Source organism: Shewanella sp. AC34-MNA-CIBAN-0136, assembly GCF_040309945.1.
Taxonomy (GTDB): Bacteria; Pseudomonadota; Gammaproteobacteria; order Enterobacterales; family Shewanellaceae; genus Shewanella.
This window is the reverse complement of record NZ_JBEOPJ010000014.1, coordinates 108,203-127,779: the sequence shown is the minus strand read 5'-3', so window position 1 is coordinate 127,779 and position 19,577 is coordinate 108,203. Positions and strand designations below refer to the sequence as shown.

Annotated in this window: 19 protein-coding genes and 1 pseudogene; 5 read left to right on the top strand and 15 right to left on the bottom strand. The window is 38.9% G+C overall.

The features are described 5' to 3' along the window. Nucleotides 1–189 precede the first annotated feature (189 nt). Nucleotides 190–1,146: a uridine diphosphate-N-acetylglucosamine-binding protein YvcK gene (gene yvcK, locus AAEY94_RS14710; protein ID WP_101088272.1), complete on the bottom strand. Its 957-nt coding sequence runs from the start codon at nucleotides 1,144–1,146 to the stop codon at nucleotides 190–192. A 266-nt stretch (nucleotides 1,147–1,412) separates the two neighbouring features. Here yvcK and AAEY94_RS14705 point away from each other — a divergent pair, with 266 nt between their 5' ends. Further along, entirely contained in the window at nucleotides 1,413–2,231 is an 819-nt protein-coding gene (locus AAEY94_RS14705; RefSeq protein WP_101088273.1) for a glucosaminidase domain-containing protein, read from the top strand. After that, complete coding sequence (locus tag AAEY94_RS14700) at nucleotides 2,224–2,877, top strand: DUF2987 domain-containing protein (RefSeq protein ID WP_182744484.1); 654 nt, start codon at nucleotides 2,224–2,226, stop codon at nucleotides 2,875–2,877. The genes AAEY94_RS14705 and AAEY94_RS14700 overlap by 8 nt, the downstream gene beginning before the upstream one ends. A 79-nt stretch (nucleotides 2,878–2,956) precedes the next feature. On the opposite strand, the gene ttcA is transcribed toward AAEY94_RS14700, so the two are convergent. The 11 genes and pseudogenes from ttcA to ccoN form a co-directional block, all read right to left on the bottom strand. Beyond that, a complete protein-coding gene (gene ttcA / locus AAEY94_RS14695) occupies nucleotides 2,957–3,895 on the bottom strand; it encodes a tRNA 2-thiocytidine(32) synthetase TtcA (protein WP_350979125.1) in 939 nt (312 codons plus the stop codon). Nucleotides 3,896–3,986: 91 nt separating this feature from the next. Beyond that, a complete protein-coding gene (gene uspE / locus AAEY94_RS14690) occupies nucleotides 3,987–4,916 on the bottom strand; it encodes a universal stress protein UspE (protein WP_101088276.1) in 930 nt (309 codons plus the stop codon). A gap of 98 nt (nucleotides 4,917–5,014) precedes the next feature. Then, the gene (gene etrA, locus AAEY94_RS14685; RefSeq protein ID WP_101088277.1) at nucleotides 5,015–5,767 is read right to left on the bottom strand and encodes an electron transport transcriptional regulator EtrA; all 753 of its coding nucleotides are present in this window, start codon (nucleotides 5,765–5,767) and stop codon (nucleotides 5,015–5,017) included. Nucleotides 5,768–6,096: 329 nt separating this feature from the next. Beyond that, entirely contained in the window at nucleotides 6,097–6,786 is a 690-nt protein-coding gene (locus AAEY94_RS14680) for a sulfite exporter TauE/SafE family protein (RefSeq protein WP_162023117.1), read from the bottom strand. Between the two features lie 146 nt (nucleotides 6,787–6,932). Next, nucleotides 6,933–7,106 (bottom strand): annotated as a pseudogene (ccoS, locus tag AAEY94_RS14675) (cbb3-type cytochrome oxidase assembly protein CcoS); the annotation flags it as partial. Beyond that, complete coding sequence (locus tag AAEY94_RS14670) at nucleotides 7,103–9,496, bottom strand: heavy metal translocating P-type ATPase (RefSeq protein ID WP_350979124.1); 2,394 nt, start codon at nucleotides 9,494–9,496, stop codon at nucleotides 7,103–7,105. The pseudogene ccoS and the gene AAEY94_RS14670, both read right to left, overlap by 4 nt. Before the next feature lie 57 nt (nucleotides 9,497–9,553). Beyond that, on the bottom strand, nucleotides 9,554–10,033 hold the full coding sequence (locus tag AAEY94_RS14665; RefSeq protein ID WP_350979123.1) for a FixH family protein: 480 nt from the start codon (nucleotides 10,031–10,033) through the stop codon (nucleotides 9,554–9,556). Nucleotides 10,034–10,149: 116 nt separating this feature from the next. Then, nucleotides 10,150–11,118 carry a cytochrome-c oxidase, cbb3-type subunit III gene (ccoP, locus tag AAEY94_RS14660; protein ID WP_101088485.1) on the bottom strand — a complete coding sequence of 323 codons (969 nt, stop codon included), beginning with the start codon at nucleotides 11,116–11,118 and terminating at the stop codon, nucleotides 10,150–10,152. A gap of 5 nt (nucleotides 11,119–11,123) precedes the next feature. Further along, entirely contained in the window at nucleotides 11,124–11,300 is a 177-nt protein-coding gene (locus AAEY94_RS14655; protein ID WP_011637473.1) for a cbb3-type cytochrome oxidase subunit 3, read from the bottom strand. A gap of 9 nt (nucleotides 11,301–11,309) precedes the next feature. Continuing rightward, entirely contained in the window at nucleotides 11,310–11,936 is a 627-nt protein-coding gene (gene ccoO, locus AAEY94_RS14650; protein ID WP_101088282.1) for a cytochrome-c oxidase, cbb3-type subunit II, read from the bottom strand. 12 nt (nucleotides 11,937–11,948) lie between these two features. Continuing rightward, nucleotides 11,949–13,376: a cytochrome-c oxidase, cbb3-type subunit I gene (gene ccoN, locus AAEY94_RS14645; protein ID WP_350979122.1), complete on the bottom strand. Its 1,428-nt coding sequence runs from the start codon at nucleotides 13,374–13,376 to the stop codon at nucleotides 11,949–11,951. Nucleotides 13,377–13,646: 270 nt separating this feature from the next. Here ccoN and AAEY94_RS14640 point away from each other — a divergent pair, with 270 nt between their 5' ends. From AAEY94_RS14640 to AAEY94_RS14630, 3 genes are all read left to right on the top strand, one after another. Further along, nucleotides 13,647–14,093 carry a hypothetical protein gene (locus tag AAEY94_RS14640; protein ID WP_350979121.1) on the top strand — a complete coding sequence of 149 codons (447 nt, stop codon included), beginning with the start codon at nucleotides 13,647–13,649 and terminating at the stop codon, nucleotides 14,091–14,093. A gap of 441 nt (nucleotides 14,094–14,534) precedes the next feature. After that, nucleotides 14,535–14,822, top strand: a complete 288-nt coding sequence (locus AAEY94_RS14635) for a hypothetical protein (RefSeq protein WP_101088285.1) — start codon at nucleotides 14,535–14,537, stop codon at nucleotides 14,820–14,822. A 79-nt stretch (nucleotides 14,823–14,901) separates the two neighbouring features. After that, a complete protein-coding gene (locus tag AAEY94_RS14630) occupies nucleotides 14,902–16,209 on the top strand; it encodes a tyrosine-type recombinase/integrase (protein WP_350979120.1) in 1,308 nt (435 codons plus the stop codon). A 745-nt stretch (nucleotides 16,210–16,954) separates the two neighbouring features. Here the strand turns inward: AAEY94_RS14630 and AAEY94_RS14625 are convergent. The 3 genes from AAEY94_RS14625 to AAEY94_RS14615 form a co-directional block, all read right to left on the bottom strand. Further along, nucleotides 16,955–17,494 (bottom strand): hypothetical protein, encoded by a 540-nt coding sequence (locus AAEY94_RS14625; RefSeq protein ID WP_350979119.1) that lies wholly within the window; start codon nucleotides 17,492–17,494, stop codon nucleotides 16,955–16,957. A gap of 247 nt (nucleotides 17,495–17,741) precedes the next feature. Continuing rightward, nucleotides 17,742–18,563, bottom strand: coding sequence for a hypothetical protein (locus AAEY94_RS14620; protein ID WP_350979118.1), 822 nt, complete (start codon nucleotides 18,561–18,563; stop codon nucleotides 17,742–17,744). 483 nt (nucleotides 18,564–19,046) lie between these two features. Continuing rightward, on the bottom strand, nucleotides 19,047–19,553 hold the full coding sequence (locus tag AAEY94_RS14615) for a hypothetical protein (protein ID WP_350979117.1): 507 nt from the start codon (nucleotides 19,551–19,553) through the stop codon (nucleotides 19,047–19,049). Nucleotides 19,554–19,577 lie beyond the last annotated feature (24 nt).

Here is a 19,577-nt window from a genome sequence, read left to right as displayed (position 1 = left end):
AAAATGGCTGCATTATGCAGCCATTTTTGTGTTGACCATTTCAATTTTCATATTTCACAAAGTTGCACGTTAGCCAAATGTTTAACTCCATCAAATCACTTCTGCGAGCAGTATGCTCCATCAACAGAATTCATAATGAATATTAAACACTATGAGCTTCGATATGACTATAGCCAATATCGATAAGTTTTATGTCATATTGCAATGACGGTATTCAGCCAAATCAATCGGCTTAAGGTGTAAGTCACAAACTTGGCTAATCGCTTCTGCTAATGCTGTTTTGTCATGTAACCCTGGATGATGTTGGCTGATTAATGGAAAGTGATTAAAACGAACACCGTTAATGTTGGAATGAGACAACTTAATTTCATTTCCATGCTGAATAACATCAGCAATCACTTCTTTGCCTATTACCTGGTTAAACCAAGCAATTTTATCTTCAATACTAAACGTGCTTGCAGGTGAATACTCAGCGGTTAAATTATCAATTAACATAACATGTGCGTTCGACTCACGAATGCTCTTGGCTATTTGTGGCAGCAATAAAGGAGGAAGTATACTGGTTAAAAAACTCCCTGGGCCGATAATAATTAAATCAGCATTTGCTAGTGCACTACAAGCCTCTAATGTCGCTTCAACTTCAGGTTCTAATGATAATGCAATCGGCGCTTCCTTCATGCCATCGACATTAAGTTCACCAAACACTTTATTTCCACAGTGGGTAAGTGCCACAAGATGAGTAGAAGCTTCCGACATTGGAATAATTTGTGTCTCAATTTTAAGTAAGCCACGAATTAAATTAACCGCTTCAAGTGGTCTTACACAAAGTTGATCAAGTGCGTGTAATACTACGTTACCTAAATTATGTCCCGAAAGTTCATTGTCACCCGTAAAACGATGATCAAATAACATTGAACCTAACGATGGACGATGTGCAAGATGGGAAAGACAATTACGTAAATCCCCCCAAGCAATAGTTTGTTGATCTTGCCTAAGCCTACCAGTAGAACCACCGTTATCAGTCGTTGCAACAATTCCCGTTAATCTCGGACCTAAAAAAGATAATGAGGCAAGAATTCTGCCTAATCCATGTCCGCCACCGATGGCTACCACATGATGATAATTATTGAACTTTTGATTCAACATAATGTGTTCTCAAATCCTTGAGTTGTTGAATAAGACGATTCACAGTCATAAATGACTGCCCCGTAAACACGTATAATGATTTTAACTGGATATGGTCATGAAAGTGTAATTAATTTTAGTTTTTGTAGACGCTGACTTAACGTATCGTGATCAATAACGGATAAGCACAGACTCTACAAAAGTGGTTTACTGTATCCTATCGTTTATTAAGGTTATAATTAGCGGGATTTATAAGTTGAAATGAATTTTTGATAAGGCAGGTACTGTTGAAGATAGGCAATGTGGGTCAAGTGACTTTTGCGTTAGGCTTAGCCGTTGTTGCTTTGTTGGCGATGCGACTCTTTATTTTTCCTAACACTAGCCAGATATCTGTAGCACCTGGTGAACGTCAGCTGAATAATATTGATCTAGGTAAGGTGCCGTTATTTGCTGAAATAGAAGATATTGCCACTAAAAAGCAAATATTTTTTGATTTTTTACGTCCGGCCATTGAAGCACAAAATCAGATTATTATTCACGATCGTCAATTTTTACTGGCTGTTATTGAGCAAATTGATAATGGCTTAGGACTGAGTGAAAATGATAGTGATAGGCTAACAACCATTCTTGAAAAATATCAATATGATGTTAAAGCAATTACTCGCATAACCTTAATGCCATTATTAAAGCGTATCGATATTATTCCGGTTGATATGGTATTAGTTCAAGCTGCCAATGAAAGCGGTTGGGGCAGTTCACGTTTTGCTGTCGACGGGTTTAACTTTTTTGGTCAATGGTGTTTTATTGAAGGCTGTGGTTTAGTGCCATTAGCGCGAGCTGATGGAAAAATCCATGAGGTTGCAGTATTTGATTCACCCAAAGATTCCATTATTGCTTACATGATCAATTTAAATACCAATTCCGCGTATCGTTTATTTCGTTCTATTCGTGCCGATTTACGGGCTCAAAAAGTTAAACCAACAGCTGAGAAATTGGTTTATGGGTTAATGAATTATTCAGAACGAAAAGATGAGTACATTGATGAACTCCTCGAAATGCTTAAACACAATAAGCCATATTTACAAGGGAACAAAGCTAATGCGTAATCGTACGCTACTTAACGGATTTATTTTTATATCGACTATTTTTATAGTGAATAGCAGTTTTGCTGAAACGGTTTCTTTAGAGTACAACGGCTTTTATGATCGATTAAAGCAAGTGAATAAGCAAAACTATCCTTTAGTTGAGCTAGCCTTTAGTGTTCCTATCACACCTGATTGCATCATAGTGTCAGGCAGTATTACCACTGAAAAAGAACAGTTCCCGTTAACATATACTAAACAACAACGTTTATTTATTCCTTACGATCCACAGCTGAAATCAGACCGCGGCTTAGTCAATATTAATGTGGTGGGTGATGCAGCACAGTGTGGGATTGCCATGCAAGTTCGCGCTAAAGAAACGAAACAACATTTTACTCAAACAGAACTATTAGCATTAACCGATGACATGAATAAATTACTTGATGGATTACAAGGTTTTCCAATGAAGTATTTTAGAAAACCGATTAATGGACTCACGTTTGAGTTTGCTGAAATACAAGCAGATGGCATAACAGTTAAGGTTGTTGTTGATAATGTAGAATCAATAGCTGACGAAAAATACACTTTAACACTCGAACAAATCAATCAGATAAAAAACATTTCATTTACCCACAAACCCAGTGTTGTGAGTCCTCTCGTAACCCAGTAGTCTGAACTCGGGATAAATAATAAAATAAAGGCGTTGATATCAACGCCTTTTGTTTATCTATTAACAGCTAGTCTATTTATTATGGCTTAAATGTCGCCACCACATCAATTCGATTACTAATGTCTAAATTGATGTGACCATTATTACTGATATCGACAAAATCAAAAGCAGGTAAGTCGGCATCAGCTACGTCACCAGTATTTACGGCATCTGGGTTACGCTTTAATGATTTAAAATCAAAATGTTCGCGATCAACACCTTGTGATGGTGAGGTATTTTGCATTGCAGTAAAAATAGTTTCAATACGCCCAGGATGTTGCTTATCCCACATTTGTAACATGTCTTTAACTGCGCCACGTTTTAAATTTTCTTGTGAGCCACATAAGTTACAAGGAATGATAGGAAATGATTTTAGGGTCGAATATTCTTCAATATCTTTCTCACGGCAATAGGCCAATGGACGAATGACCATATTGGCACCGTCATCAGACAATAGTTTAGGCGGCATGGCTTTTTGTTTGCCAGCATAAAACATATTCAAAAACATGGTTTCAATAATATCGTCGCGATGATGACCTAAAGCAATTTTTGTGGCGCCAATATGTTGGGCAAATCCATAAAGAGTACCACGACGTAAACGAGAGCAAAGTGAACATGTCGTTTTGCCTTCAGGTATCTTTTCTTTAACGATAGAGTAGGTATCTTTTTCGAGAATATGATAAGCCACGCCTAACTTATCTAAGTAAGCAGGCAGCACATGCTCAGGAAAACCTGGTTGCTTTTGGTCTAGGTTAACGGCCACAATTTCAAATTTGATAGGGGCACGTTGTTGAAGGGTTAATATAATATCCAGCATGGTGTAGCTGTCTTTACCGCCGGAAAGGCAGCACATAACACGATCACCATCTTCGATCATATTGTAGTCTGCAATGGCTGAACCGACTTCATGTCGTAGACGCTTTTGCAGTTTATTCATACGAGTAATATTTTGTTTAGCGATTGTATCAACTTCAGACATAAAAAATGCGCCCAGTAACCAAGTGTTTCAGGGCGCGTATTATTCCAGTATTCGAGGTCAGGGTAAAGTAGTTAACCTATTCTATTGGAGACTAATCTTCTAAAGGTGATTTATATCCATCAGGTTTAATCGCTAACAAATCGCAATTAATGCTGTCGATGACATGTTCAGCAGTATTACCAATTAATGCCGCTGAAAAACCAGTACGACCAACTGTACCAAGGACCACTAATTCTGCATCTAATTTTGTCGCCATTTCTGGAATCACATCTTCAGGCAAACCTTCTTCAACATGGCAATTTTCAAGCGGAATATTATAGGCTTGAGCTAAATACTGTACTCGTTGCTCATGTTGCATACGCACTGTGTTGTTATACACATTGGCATCAAAGTCGGGCAGTTCAATGGCCAAATTTACTGGCGTACCAGGGTAACCATTGACTAAATGAACACTAGCAGAGAATTTTTTGGCTAAATCGAGTGCATGATTAATGATTTTGCCATTAAGCGTTTGATGATCTTCATCTTCACTCACCACATTAACCGCACAAACAATTTTTCCAGCCACTGGCCAATCGTGTTCTTTGACTAATAAAACAGGAACAGGAGATTTACGCATTAAATGCCAATCTGTAGGTGTAAAAATTACAGCTTTTAATTTGTCGTGTACGTGGGTGCTTTTAACAATTAAATCATAATTGCCTTTCATCGCATGATTAATCACACTTTCGAAAGGGCGGTTATGCCACACAACTTCGGTATTAATTTTTATATTGAATTTACTAAAACCATCTATGGCATTTTCTAACCAAGCGACACGTTGATCAATAACACCTTGGCGCATCGCTTCACGTTCTTGACTGGACAAAATTGAAGTCATTTCATATGAGAAGTCAAAAATGGATAAAAATGCAGTTATCTCTGCCTGACTTTTTGACGCTAATTCAACAGCACGTGCCAATGCGGGTTGATGATCCGTTGTAGGATTAATCACCACTAATATCTTTTTATAATCCTTCATATAACCTCCAAAGCTGTTGAGTTCTTATTTACATTACCTATTGATAGTATTACCGTTTGCTAATAAATAAACTTTGAGATAGATCATATATATCAAATTTAAGTGGCGATGCGAGCATTTCCAGCAAGGGTACTTAACGATGAGTGATCGATAATAGAAATATACTTACCCTTAACCTCAATTAAACCAGACTTTTGAAACCGACCTAATAAACGGCTAATTGTCTCAACTGTTAAGCCTAAATAGTTGCCGATATCACCACGAGTCATTGTCAGACGAAATTCATGAGGCGAGAAACCTCTATTACCAAAGCGATTAGCCAGGTTATTAATAAATGCAGCTAAACGTTCTTCAGCATTTTTCTTTGAAAGCAATAGGATCATCTCTTGATCACTCATAATTTCATTGCTCATTAAACGCATAATTTGCTGGCGAAGCTTAGGCATAGATCCAGATAAATCATCTAAAGTTTCATAGGGGATTTCACAGACCATTGAGGTTTCTAAGGCTTGGGCAAAGCTTTGATGACGTTGTGCATGAATACCATCAAAACCAATGACGTCACCGGCCAAATGGAATCCAGTAATTTGCTCATCACCTTGCTCAGTAATGGTATAACTTTTGATTGTACCGGAGCGAATTGCATACAATGACTTAAGCACGTCACCGGACTTGAAGATAAGGTCACCTTTTTGAATGGGTTTTTTACGTTCAATAATGCTGTCGAGTTTATCAAGCTCATCATTGTTTAACGTAAAAGGGATACACAGGGCTTCCATACTGCAGTCGTGACAATGAATGGCGCAACCGGTAGTAGATGGACGTCGAGCTTTAATCAAATCTGAAGGCATACCCAATCTCAATTTATGAAGACGTTACTATGTTATACCATTCTGCATTAATAAGGTACTCTTCAACATCAGAGTCGCACTTACTATATGAAGAGAATGGACGCTGCAATCATGGCATTTTAAAACACAGTTGTAACTCACTTCGTTTCAATACACTGTAGATACCAAAGTTTGTCAGTAAAATGTATTTAAAAATGATTCTACATACTTAACAGCTTAACTTATAACCATTGATTTTAAAGATAAAAATCTTTAGAACAATATCTGTGAAGCCGCTTAAAATTAGACTCTAGCTTAACGACAATAAATGCATATTTGACCGTTATAAACTAGTTTAGCTGATTAAAAGCGATGTAAAGCGTTTGCAATCCAAATAACACTAAAAGCCCGCCACTGAATAATCTTACTGCCCGTTTTTGTACCCATTGAGCCAAGGTTTTAGCGGCTAATCCTGCAGCGAATAGAGCAGGTAAAGTCCCTAAACCAAACGCAAACATAATTAAGCCACCTTGTAATGCACTACCAGATGCAACTGACCAAGTTAATGTACTGTACACAAGGCCGCAGGGGAGCCAACCCCATACCATACCAGCCATAACAGCTTGCAATGGATGAGTAATAGGTATGAATTTACGCGTCAGCGGTTGTAAATATCGCCACAATATTTTGCCGACTTTTTCAATGTGTACAATGCCAAACCATATCTGAGCAATATAAAGCCCGGTAAGAATCATCATGGTGCCAGCAACAATTCGCAAAAAAATTAAATAACTATCAACATCAAATAAATGACCAAGGGCTGAGACACTGCCACCGACAATCGCACCCGCTACTGTGTAACTAAAAATACGTCCAAAATTGTAGCCACACAGAAATGTGAGTTGAGTGCCTAAGCGGGTCTGGCCATTGGTGGGTATATTGGCTGAAAAAGCGCCAATTAATCCACCGCACATGCCAAAACAATGTGCAGCGCCCATTAACCCCACGATAAATGCACCACCAACATTATATTCAATCACTGGGTTTACTCTGATTTAGTGTGAGTGGTAGATGAAGCAGAAGAACCAACTGTATTTTGTTGGGCAACATCGGTAGTAGCAGAACGGTTAATTGGAGAGCTGTTAATTGGAAAATCATTAATTGCAGTGCTGTCGTTAGAAGAGTCGGCTTTAGCACTGCTGTTTTTGTTCATGCTGTTTTCGTCTTCATCAAATAAAATAGACACGCTTTGTCTATCTAAATCATCAAATTGCTCAGACTTTACTGCCCAAAAGAAAATAGAGACTGCTATCAATACAAACAACATCGCAATAGGTATTAATACGTAAATGATACTCATAACTTTATCCTAAGAAGGCGTAAGCTGTTGCTCACCACAATAAGTGAACTGACAGACATGCCAATCGCAGCAATATAAGGAGCAACATGCCCAGTAACTGCCAATGGCAAAATAATCATGTTATAAGCAAAAGCCCATAACAAATTTTGATGAATTATTCGCTGGGCTTGCTTAGCGACAAAGATAGCATCATTAAAACGTGATAAGTGATCGCCCAGTAAAATTAAGTCGGCACTGTTTTTAGCAATAGCACTGCCGCTTCCCATAGCAACAGACAAGTTTGCTCCGGCGAGCACTGGCGCGTCATTAATACCATCGCCAAACATAGCCACATTGGCCTGTTGTTGTAATTGATTCACTAACGCTAACTTATCTTGCGGCGATAAACCTGAATGCACATCAGAAATACCAAGTTTACTTGCTAAAAACTCAACATGACCCGAATTGTCGCCACTGGCAATACTGAGTGTTATGTTAGCTGCCTTTAAGACATTTACGGTGGCTAAACTATCAACTCTTAGCTCATCTAGCATTTCAATTTTAGCAACCAAATTATTATCGATGGAAAGATAAATCCACTGACTTTCTATTGCCTTCGAAGCCGCTATATTTGCCTCTGGGGTAACAAATTGTACCGTACCAATACAAACTTGCTGTTGGCCGATACTGGCCCCAATACCCAATCCAATATGATGGTCAACATTTTCAACAAAGTGTTTATTATCAAAAAAGGGCTCAAATGCTAATGCGATGGGGTGTAAAGAGCCTTGTTCAATTGCAGCAGCCATTGATAGGACCTGCTCCGATGAATATTTGCCAAAGGTTTGTACTTCACCAATCGATAAATGGCCACAGGTTAAGGTTCCCGTTTTATCAAACACCACATGATTAATTTTAGTCAGTTTTTCGAAAACTCCGGCCTTGCGCGGAATCACACCTAACTTGGTAAAAATAGCCGTCGCACATGTCACTGCTGTCGGCGTAGCAAGGGCTAGGGCACATGGACAAGTGGCAACTAATACCGACAAGGTGATCCAAAAGGCATCATCAGGAGAAATAAATAACCAAACACAATAAGTTATTGCTGCTATCGATAATATGGTCGCGGAAAAGTATCGAGCTAAACGGTCGGCCACCAAAGCGATGGCCGGCTTGTTGTTTGATGCTAGTTCTTGTAAGCGAATAATTTCAGCCACGAGTTGGTCTTGCCCTAACGCAGTGACTTTAACCTCAAGAGGCTGTTCTACATTAATGGTACCAGCATAGACGGTATCAGATACCTGTTTGCCTATTGGCATTTGTTCACCGGTTAACATCGCTTCGTTGACGCTTGATAGGCCTGCAACCACCTCTGCATCTGCCGCAATAACTTCACCAGGTTTGACCAAAATAATATCGCCAATGACTAACTGCTTAGCAGCAATCTCTGTAATTTCGCCGTCACGGTATAAATGTGCGGTCAAAGGGACCAGTTTATGTAAATTACTCGAACTGACGGAAGCTTTTTGTCTGGCTGTTTGTTCAAAATAACGGCCAAGTAATAAGAAGAAGGTAAACATGGATACTGATTCAAAATACACTTCGCCATTGGCCTGAATTGTCGCGACACAGCTGGCGATATAAGCACCTAAAATCGCGATGGAGACAGAAACATCCATATTAAGCTTGCCACTTAATAGACTACGAAGCGCACTGAAATAAAAGGGTTGCGCAGAATACAATACCACTGGAGTAGCAAAAATTAAGCTAACCCAACGAAAATAATCCCGAAACTCAACATCTAGGTCGGTAAAGTATCCAGTGTATAAGGCGAGGGCAAACATCATCACCTGCATGGTGGCAAAACCTGCAAGTCCTAGGCGGAGTAAAAATTTACGACTGTCTGCTTTTGATTGTTTTTCTTGCTCATCAACTTGATAGGGTGCCGCTTGATAGCCAATTTTACTGATAATCTGCAAAATTTCACTGAGTTGAATAATTTGACTATCCCAACTCACTAATGCGCGTTGTGTGGTTGAATTAACCAATACATTAGTGACACCCGCAATGGGTTTGAGTTTATGTTCAATTAACCATGCGCAAGCTGCGCAGGTAATACCGTCGATAGACAAAGAGGTTGAATCAATAGCACCTTGTTTATGAACAAAGTCTTGTTGTACTTCGGGTAAATCATAGGCACTGTACTGCGACAATTGCTCAGGTATCAAAGCAGTTTGACGATTGCCTGGCTCACTACGAAATTGATAATAGCTGCTTAAGCCAGCATCCATAATCGCTTGTGAAACCGCCTGACAACCTGGGCAACACATAGGTTGTGGTTGCCCATTAATCACGGTTGTAAACTGTTCACCCGTTAGCACCGGCTCATTGCAATGAAAGCAAGATGTCATCTATTTATACCAGCTTAATTAAATATGTCATCATTCAAAGACTTAATGGATTTACTATTAATTTAGCCAATATTCAACGTCATCTCTTATATCAATACGTTGTTGTATACGCCATTTAGCATCAAAGCCTTCTATGCGCACTTCCCAAGGGCCGGTAATCGCAGCATCTAATGGGATGTGATAAACATAATTAGCATCGGCAGTTGCATTAAGGCTGAAATCTTTTTCTTCAATCGTTGGATGATAAAACTGAACATTCAATGCCGCACGATATTCAGGACCGCCTTGTTGAGTAATTTTTAATTCTTGATCGGCCACGGTAACTAAAAATTTCATCCCAATCTGTTGAGCGTACTTTATCTTACGCAAATCCATGTTAATGGCTTTGCCTTGTTTATAATAATCTTCAGCAACTAATGAGTCAGAATTATCTAAAGCAATCTTTAATGTAGTTAAACTAGCGATAACCGCACACATTGGCAAAATGATTAAAAACCAAGGCCAAAACTGCTTATACCAAGGGAGTTGATCCGACATAATTCGTCCTAAAATGGTGGTAATAATTCGGGGGCTATTTTACCCCTTAATGGCTTAATAATCACTTAAAAAAAAGGCCTCGATAATATCGAGGCCTAGATGTTACTTATAAGTAACTATTTGTTTGATAAGCTATAAACATAAGCTGTAATGACATGGACTTTCTCTTCACCAAGAATGTCTTTCCATGCTGGCATAACACCTGCACGGCCATTAATGATAGATTCAGCAATCACACCACGGCTGCCGCCGTATAACCAAACATTATCAGTCAGGTTAGGCGAACCCATGAACTTGTTACCTTTTGCATCCATACCATGGCATGCAAAACAACCTTTCATAAATGAACCTTGACCTTGAGCAGCTAACGCTTCGTCATGTTCGCCACCAGATAGTTTTATCACGTATTCAGCTAGACCTTTAATCTCGCTGTCTTCGATTGGTAAACCACCTTTTGGAGGCATCATGCCGTTACGACCGTTCATCAGAGTAGTTTTAATAGTGGCTAAATCACCACCATATAACCAATCGTCATCGGTAAGGTTAGGGAAGCCTTTAGAACCGCGAGCGTCAGAGCCATGGCACTGTGAGCAGTTTTGTAAAAACAAACGTCCGCCCACCTTCAATGCTTCAGGATCCTTCACTAACTCTTCTAACGGTGTCGCTAAATAAGCCGCAAAAATTGGACCGTATTTTTCTTCAGCGTGTGCCACTTCGCGGTCATACTGAGATAAACGGTTTTCCGATTTTGCTGCTTCAAGCGCTGCAGCTGAGTCAGCTTTAATGCCATTTTCAGTACCAATACTTTGGTTTGAACTTGTCCAACCAAACAGACCTTTGTAGTTACCTAGGCCTGGATATAGAGCTAAATAGATCACACCGAATACGATGGTTAAATAGAACATGTACGCCCACCACTTTGGTAGTGGGTTGTTCAGTTCTTCAATACCATCAAAACTGTGGCCCATTGATTTACCTTCTTCTACACCGGTGTAATTATTATTAACCAGTTTAAGAAGGATAAAACAACCAGCAATGACCACAATCGTCAGTACAGAAATCCAAATGCTCCAGAAGTTACTCATAATCATTACTTCTGATCTCCCGAGTCTTTTGACATTTTTGCAAGTTCATCTTCTGTAAACACCAAGTTAGCCGCTTCGTCAAATTTTGACTTGCTATGCTTACTGTATGCCCAGAAGAAAATCCCTACAAAAGTCACCATAACAACTATGGTTAAAATACCTTGAAAAGTACCGTAATCCATTATTGCCTCCTATTTGAGTGCGTGACCCAAAGATTGCAAATAAGCGATCAGCGCCTGCATTTCTGTCTTGCCTTCAACCGCTTTTTTAGCGCCAGCAACTTCTTCATCAGTGTAAAGATCATTACCTTTGTAACCGCCTTTATGCAGGTTACGCAGAATAGTCATCTTGTCACCAGTGAGTTCGCCGTCTAGCTTATTTTCAGCTAACCAAGGGAAACCAGGCATGTTTGACTGTGGTACAACGTCACGAGGATTAAGCAAATGCACTTCGTGCCACCTATCACTGTAACGTCCGCCAACACGGGCTAAATCAGGACCAGTACGCTTAGAACCCCATTGGAAAGGGTGATCCCAAACAGACTCGCCAGCAACAGAATAATGACCATAACGTTCTGTTTCAGCACGTAAAGGACGGATCATTTGGCTGTGACAGTTGTAACAACCTTCACGAACATAAATGTCACGACCTTCAATCTGTAAAGCAGTATAAGGAATAAGACCTTCAACAGCTTCGGTAGTGTCTTTCTGAAATATCAGTGGTGTAATCTGCACCAAACCACCAAAACTAATGGCGATGACAGTGAAGATAGCAAGCAGGCCGACATTCTTTTCAATTAATTCATGATTAAATTTCATCGAATCTGCTCCTTAAGCTTCTGCAATAGCAGGTAATGAATCTTTAGACGCTTTAACGGTACGAATAACGTTATAGGCCATAATGAACATACCGGTTAAGAAGAAACAACCACCAATAAAGCGTACAAAGTAGAATGGGTACGAGGCTTCTAAACTCTCAACGAAACTATAAGTTAGTGTTCCATCAGAGTTAACCGCGCGCCACATAAGACCTTGCATAACACCAGAAATCCACATACTAACGATATATAAAACAGTACCGATAGTCGCTAACCAGAAATGGACGTTAACCAGCTTCATGCTGTACATACGACCATGACTAAATAGCACTGGAATTAAGTGATATAAAGAACCAATAGACACCATTGCCACCCAGCCTAGCGCGCCAGAGTGAACGTGACCAATAGTCCAGTCAGTATAATGAGATAATGCATTAACTGTTTTGATTGCCATCATTGGGCCTTCGAAGGTAGACATACCGTAGAAAGACAATGAAACAACTAAGAAACGTAATACAGGGTCTGTACGAAGCTTATGCCACGCACCAGACAAGGTCATAATACCGTTAATCATACCGCCCCAAGAAGGTGCGAATAGAATTAATGACATTACCATGCCTAATGACTGAGTCCAGTCAGGAAGGGCAGTGTAATGTAAGTGGTGAGGACCGGCCCAAATGTATAACGCAATCAACGCCCAAAAATGGACAATGGATAAACGGTACGAATACACTGGGCGACCAGCTTGCTTAGGCACGAAGTAATACATCATCCCCAAGAAACCAGCAGTAAGTAAGAAGCCTACCGCATTATGACCGTACCACCACTGAACCATCGCATCGACTGCACCGGAGTACAGAGAGTAAGACTTAAATAAGCTTACTGGTACCGCCATTGAGTTAACAATGTGAAGTACTGCAACAGTAATAATAAAGGCACCAAAGAACCAGTTGGCCACATAAATGTGGGACGTCGTTCGTTTAGCGATTGTGCCAAAGAATACAATTGCATAGCTAATCCAAATAATCGCAATCGCGATATCGATAGGCCATTCTAATTCTGCATATTCTTTGCCTTGGGTAAAACCCATTGGTAAAGTGATAGCAGCTGCAATAATAACGGCTTGCCAACCCCAGAACGTAAATGCGGCCAATTTGGGCGCAAAAAGACGGATTTGACAAGTGCGTTGCACAACATAGTAGGATGTAGCGAAAAGAGCTGATGTTCCGAACGCGAAAATCACCGCATTGGTGTGTAATGGTCGTAAACGACTATACGTTAACCAAGGAGTGTCGAAGTTCAGTTGTGGCCAGATTAACTGAGCCGCAATCAATACACCCACTGACATGCCAAAGATTCCCCACAAAACTGTGGTTAGTGCAAATTGGCGGACAATAGTGTAGTTGTAATCAGCGCCTGTAGACTGGGAATGGTTCATCATAATGCTTCCACGGCTTATTACTTATACTTTTAATATTTAGTAAAGCGAACTTTACCAGTTAGATTAACATGTGGTCATAAAATCAGCTGTTTAATGCTGTTTTTAATGCCATATGTCAAGGTGTTACCTCATGTTAATTCTCTCTAGCATGAGACGGTGTAATGATACTTGAGCTAAGTCAAAAAAGATACTTACCAAAAGGCATCAAAGTTGATCTAGATCAATCTGTGAAAGATAATGTTACTAACTCAACTATAAAGGTTAAAAATTGTGCACAAACTTGTCCGAATTATCATTTTAAATATTTTGTTAATGTTTTTAGTAGCCTGTGACAAACCACAAACACAAGAACACGCTAATTTAGTCATCGATAAAACGTTATGTCAGTTTTCTGTTGGGGAATGTTACAAAAAGGTAGCCGACTTGCAAGTCGGTTTACTGATTGACCCCATCAATACCCCAAGCGAAAAACCGTTAATAGTTACGCTTTCCAGTAATCAAAAGATCACTAATATTTCAATGAGAATAGAAGGTCGTGACATGTTCATGGGTATTATCCCAGTTTCATTGTCCGAAATAAAAGATAATGTCTATCAAGGTCCAGTTATTTTTGGCTCATGCAGCAGTAATTATATGGTGTGGCGAGTATTTGTTTCATTTGATTACCAACAACAGCCACGTACACTAATGTACGATTTCTTAGCCGATAACAACTAACGTTATCGCTAACTTATATATGCAGATGACTATACCTTTGTGGGCTAGGGCAGAGGTAATTTAATGGCTTTAGGCATTTCATTTCACTATAGCAAAGGTCTTAAATAGGTCTATTTAATAGTCATTATGGTTAGTTTCAGTGTCATCCCGTCAAAAACTTCACTCCTACTGTCTATATTTCATTTCACTTCAAATCTTATGACTAGTACTGGCATCATATTGCATTAATGCTCAACAGCACTTGTCGATTAAACATTTCAAGTGAGCCTTTATATGCGCTTATATATGATCAACAGCACAGAAGTGGTTAGAACAGCTATAATGCAATTGATAACTATTCTCATTAATGTATTATTAAGCTACAGCATTCATCTTTCCAGGGTGAGTAGGGAATAGAGCAATAACGTTATGAAAAAGAGTAGCGTGAAATAAGGAGCACACATGAACAGAATAAATGTGTCTATCGATGCAGATAAAGTGGCCCAATTAATCAAAGCAGGTCATTTATGTGCTGCAGACTTACAGTGCCTAGACAGGGCAAGTAAACAAACGGTTTGGCAATTGTGTTTATGGAGCTGCCAAAAAAGATCTACATGTCACAACAAGCAATGCCAGCAGGCTTGCAAGCCAATTACAGCAGTAGATTATTGTATGCAGCAGTTAATAACAGACCAAGATATTGCAGTATCAACATATCCAAGACTCATCATTAAAAATCGCTACGATTGATGCCGATAAATAACATTATCGGCATCAAGCAAAAAATAGTATAATAAGGCAATATAATCAATAACCTAGACTTAATCATATGACCGACAATATCATTGATGAACTGCCACCAGTATTACCACTATTTGATGCTGCAGAGCATGTTTTACAAGGTAATGCATCCGTTAATCAGTACATTACCCGAATTTCAATAGATAAAGTGGCCGATGCAGGGCTCATCATAGAGCACTGTGCCGATTGGTTATTTGAGCAAAAGCAGTCTGAAAACAACTATAAAGCCTACCGCAGCGAGTTAACCACATTTCTTCATTGGTGTTTTGACGTCGTCGCATTATCGCCAATCGCGGTAACGCGTAAAGACATCGCCAAATACATCGATTACTGCCAATCGCCGCCACGAACATTGATAGGCTATTTCAATGTAGCGCAATTCAAACTCGATAAAGCCACCGCAGAGCGATCGCCAAACCCACAATGGCGGCCATTTATCGGTAAAAAACACCTCGGAAAATGCCTACCATATCAACTGAGTGATAATGCATTGAAGACTAAAATAGCAATATTATCCTCATTTTATGGCTATCTAATTAGCGAAGAATACACCGAGCGAAACCCAGCTCAGTTATGGCTTAAACACAGCCGATTCTCCATTAAACGTAAATTTACCATCGACGAAGACAACAACCATCATGCGTTTACAGAGCTACAATGGTCGTATGTTATTAGCACCGTAAGCCAATTAGCAGACACTCAACCAGAGCAGCATCAACGCAGTTTATTCCTCATCACACTATTATATAGCTGCTACTTACGCATATCGGAAATAAGTGCACGCGCAGGTTATGCGCCCATCATGAGCCAGTTCAGACAAGATCCACATTCTGGTATCTGGTATTTTCACGTACCATTTTCTAAAAGCGGCAAAGCTCGTAATATTGCTATATCAAAAGCGTTGCTGGCTGGACTAGTTGATTATCGACGTTATCTGCGCCTCAGTGATTTACCCAACATCAACGATCAACATCCTATATTTGTCCGACATAAAGCAGCAGCCCATGGACGTGAATCTGGTGTCATCAATGCCAATCTTGGTATTCGCCACATACGTGACGAAATAGACAAACTGATTAACTTAGCTGCAGACAATGCCGCTAAAGATGGTTTTGATCACGACAGCCAACTTATGCGAAAACTCAGTGCGCATAATATTCGTCATACTGGGATCACGCATGACATCAATATCAACCGACGCCCATTATCACATGTCCAGGCCGATGCCGGTCATGAGAGCATCGACACCACATCACAGTATTTACACACCACACAAACTGAACGACATCAAAGTGCATTCAACAAACCGTTAAATCATCTTGCTGAGATTAAATAATTGGCAGGCACAAGCCGTAAAAAGTTAAAGCATGCAATCTCAGCACGATGCTAAACAACACATTAAGCAACATTAGGCTGTTAATGAACAATCAATGCCTACAAAGACTTAGTATTGAACATAAGTTCTAATGTGCGCATAAGTATGCGCACAATGTATATTATGTTAAATAGGGTATTTGTGTCATCATAACTAACGGTTTTTTTGTGTGGTTTCTCATACCAAATGAGTTTTGTCTCACTTCGTGGATCTGGCCTTTTAGTATTTAGAATCAGATGGTTAAATTGATACGAACGATTTTCTTGCACTGTTACGGTGCAAGAATCTAATCAGAGCGCTTTTAGGTGCTGTTTTTACCACCTGACTTTTTCAAATCCTGTGGTATGTTTTAAATGAGTTTTTCTCAGTTGGTGATATTGATAACTGACGTGTGGTATTCCTTTAATAAAGCCTACAAATGCAAACAGACTTTGTAATACCCAAAGCCAGAGCCATTTCGTAATTTTTTAAACCCTTAGTTCAGACTCAGGGTCAAATCTTTGCTTATAGGTTTTCTTTACTCTCTCAAACCACGTATAGACTATCTCACGAGTTTCATTTGTTGCGATTGCATTACGTATCCCGGAGATTTGATCCAATTCAAGCATGCCTATTCGCTTATTTACTTTCACCCCAATGGTCACTCTTTGGCGATGGTCCATTGTGAATGCGCAATCATTAATAAGGTCATCATAATTTCCTATGGCTAATCAACAGGTCTTGGTCTAGATACTACTCGCCTAGTATCATTACGGAGATCTATCCATTGTTGATGTAACCTTTCAAGTTCATCCCGTGACGAAAGCTGGCCAATTCGTTTTGCAGGCTCATTTATACCTAGAGCTAATCCAAGTGCTATCGTATCGGCTAGACATGCAAGTAAAGACCCTCTTTTGAGATTTTTATCATTTGCTATCGAATGGCCTAATTTTATACAGGTTAAAAATGGGTATCGGTTATCCAGGCTTATGGTCACATAGTTTATTGTCTGGTGATGTTTAAAAATTTTGTAGCGACACATTGTTTTATCTAGCAGCTTTTTCAAAAACTTTAACTCTACATTTCGCTCAAATTTAAGTGTTAACTTGTCGATAAATTTAAGTATCGCTTTTGCGTTTTCGTAGCGGAGTTCATTGAGAATGTCGCGTTGCCCGAGATGACTTAACGCTAACGCGTTATTATTATCAATTGGGTAATATTCACAAATAAGTACCAACAACGCACTGTACTTCAGCAATTTAGACACGAACTCAGCTGGATCAACTTTAAGCTGCTTCTCTAGCTGCTCGCGCCTATTATTCATTATTTCAAAAATAGTGGTTTAGGTCCGTATCTTTAGGTACTGCAACGCTAAGAATCACAAGTTATATAACAAATACTGGCTAAAGCGCTTAATGTCTCGAGCTTTGCCAGTTTAGACAATAGAAATGAATAAGTACCCATTATTAACGTTATGGAATAGCGTCAATAACGGGCTAGAAACATCATATAATTTAAAAAATAATTATATAGATTAGAATTATTAAAATACAACCTACTCCAAATTTTACTTTTTGTTGATTTGGTTTTAACGTCGGTATTTTGTCACAAATCAGATTGGAACATTTATCTAATAATGTATTAATAACCGGTGCTACAATGCTATAAATGTGTTTAACGAAACTAATAAGCTTTGCCATTAGTCTATTTGTGAGCATCTTTTCTGTCGTTAAAGAATCAATATTGCCAGTTTCAGTTTCTTTCCAAGTATGAGATACAGATGAATTTATATTTTCTTCAACAATCTTTTCTTGTAATTCTTTGTTTTCTTTATATCGAGGAGAAAATATGCAGCCTGTAATTCCAACAAATGAAAGGGTTAAAATTACAGCACCTATCGATAATGTGTATTGAAATTTACTGCCTAAATCTTGTTTTGTAACAAATGAATAAGGGGCTAATGCTTCACTGATTGAACGCACCAAATAGCTAACCCTAAACTCATTCGCTCTCAGTATTTTAGCTGCCTCATAGATGTCGTAAGCATTTGACAATATAGTTAATATTACAACGGCAATAAAAACAGATGAAATGACTCTAGCAAATAAACGGCTTATACCGGACAGGTAAACTATGATGCCGATTAATGCTATGAACATTAATAAAAGAGGTTGGTCATACTCATATAAACTTATTTTTTCTTGTGACCAGCCTCCTGCCGCGACCAAAGGTAAAAAAGCACCTATTAAAAATAGAATAAAAAAGCTACCCCCAAGCTTATTCACTATTCTAAAGCCGCTAAATTTCTTTGTGTTGCCTTGTTGATCGTTAATCATTTCTCTACCTCGAATTAGGTTTTTATTGACACTAGTACAACGTATTATCTTTGCGTAATACATTGATGTTTGATATTTATTTTAATAGTTGTGTATGTAGACCAGAACAGTATTTTTAAAATAAAAGAATAAATAACATATCACTCAAGAGTCTAAAACTCGCTAATGCGACACTTAATCCAAGTTCTGTTTACTGCCACATATTTATTAGACTCTTACAAAATAATGTTTCTCATTATTCATTAGGATTGTGACACAGGGCATCGTAGGCGAATGAGTATGCGTTTTTTGGTCGCTACGAAAATTTCAATACTGAATCACTTACAACCATTGATGAAGTGATAGCGTAATGAACAAACTTAGCTCTAAAAATAGACTAAATCTGTATGGTAAATGCTCTCGCCCTTGTCTAGAGCTGATTATGGCTTGAGTACAACGCCCCTACTCAAGCCATATAGCGATAAGAAATATGATCAATCAATTCTATTTAGAGCGGTTAAAACCTGCTAAACATTCAGATTCTAATCGTTTACCTCTATAATCGATTTTTTCATTTTGCTCACTGCCCGATTTAGATTGAAACTTTTCCCCAGTTACCTTGGCAACTAAATTGTCGACTTTTCTGATGCTACTTTGCTTTATCTTGTAAAAATACTGGGCTGGCGAATGCTTAAACTCTTCAGGATCTTTTATATCATTATTCATTAACTCAAGAATATCTTCAGCAGAAGCGCCTTCAACGGCAGCACGATACATACTTCGTTCGTATTCTCCAATAAAGTGACATTGCTCTTTAACAGAGGCTTCCTGAGGAAATGTTTCACCAATATTCCCTGTATTTACCGAGCCAGAAAATGACAGTAAAATCCCAAATACTAATACGACACCACCGATGACCATAGTTTTGTTTTTTGTATCTAGCCCTTTAAATGTCTCAAGTAAGCTCTGTTTAAGTCCGATTTTTTTTTCAACATTATGATCTGAATTCATTGATTTCTCTCTATAATTTTATTA

Coding starts and splice junctions, on each gene's coding strand:
- yvcK (WP_101088272.1), bottom strand. CDS start 1,146: ATGTTGAATCAAAAGTTCAATAATTATCATCATGTGGTAGCCATCGGT.
- AAEY94_RS14700 (WP_182744484.1), top strand. CDS start 2,224: ATGCGTAATCGTACGCTACTTAACGGATTTATTTTTATATCGACTATT.
- ttcA (WP_350979125.1), bottom strand. CDS start 3,895: ATGTCTGAAGTTGATACAATCGCTAAACAAAATATTACTCGTATGAAT.
- uspE (WP_101088276.1), bottom strand. CDS start 4,916: ATGAAGGATTATAAAAAGATATTAGTGGTGATTAATCCTACAACGGAT.
- etrA (WP_101088277.1), bottom strand. CDS start 5,767: ATGCCTTCAGATTTGATTAAAGCTCGACGTCCATCTACTACCGGTTGC.
- AAEY94_RS14670 (WP_350979124.1), bottom strand. CDS start 9,496: ATGACATCTTGCTTTCATTGCAATGAGCCGGTGCTAACGGGTGAACAG.
- AAEY94_RS14665 (WP_350979123.1), bottom strand. CDS start 10,033: ATGTCGGATCAACTCCCTTGGTATAAGCAGTTTTGGCCTTGGTTTTTA.
- ccoP (WP_101088485.1), bottom strand. CDS start 11,118: ATGAGTAACTTCTGGAGCATTTGGATTTCTGTACTGACGATTGTGGTC.
- AAEY94_RS14655 (WP_011637473.1), bottom strand. CDS start 11,300: ATGGATTACGGTACTTTTCAAGGTATTTTAACCATAGTTGTTATGGTG.
- ccoO (WP_101088282.1), bottom strand. CDS start 11,936: ATGAAATTTAATCATGAATTAATTGAAAAGAATGTCGGCCTGCTTGCT.
- ccoN (WP_350979122.1), bottom strand. CDS start 13,376: ATGATGAACCATTCCCAGTCTACAGGCGCTGATTACAACTACACTATT.
- AAEY94_RS14635 (WP_101088285.1), top strand. CDS start 14,535: ATGAACAGAATAAATGTGTCTATCGATGCAGATAAAGTGGCCCAATTA.
- AAEY94_RS14630 (WP_350979120.1), top strand. CDS start 14,902: ATGACCGACAATATCATTGATGAACTGCCACCAGTATTACCACTATTT.
- AAEY94_RS14620 (WP_350979118.1), bottom strand. CDS start 18,563: ATGATTAACGATCAACAAGGCAACACAAAGAAATTTAGCGGCTTTAGA.
- AAEY94_RS14615 (WP_350979117.1), bottom strand. CDS start 19,553: ATGAATTCAGATCATAATGTTGAAAAAAAAATCGGACTTAAACAGAGC.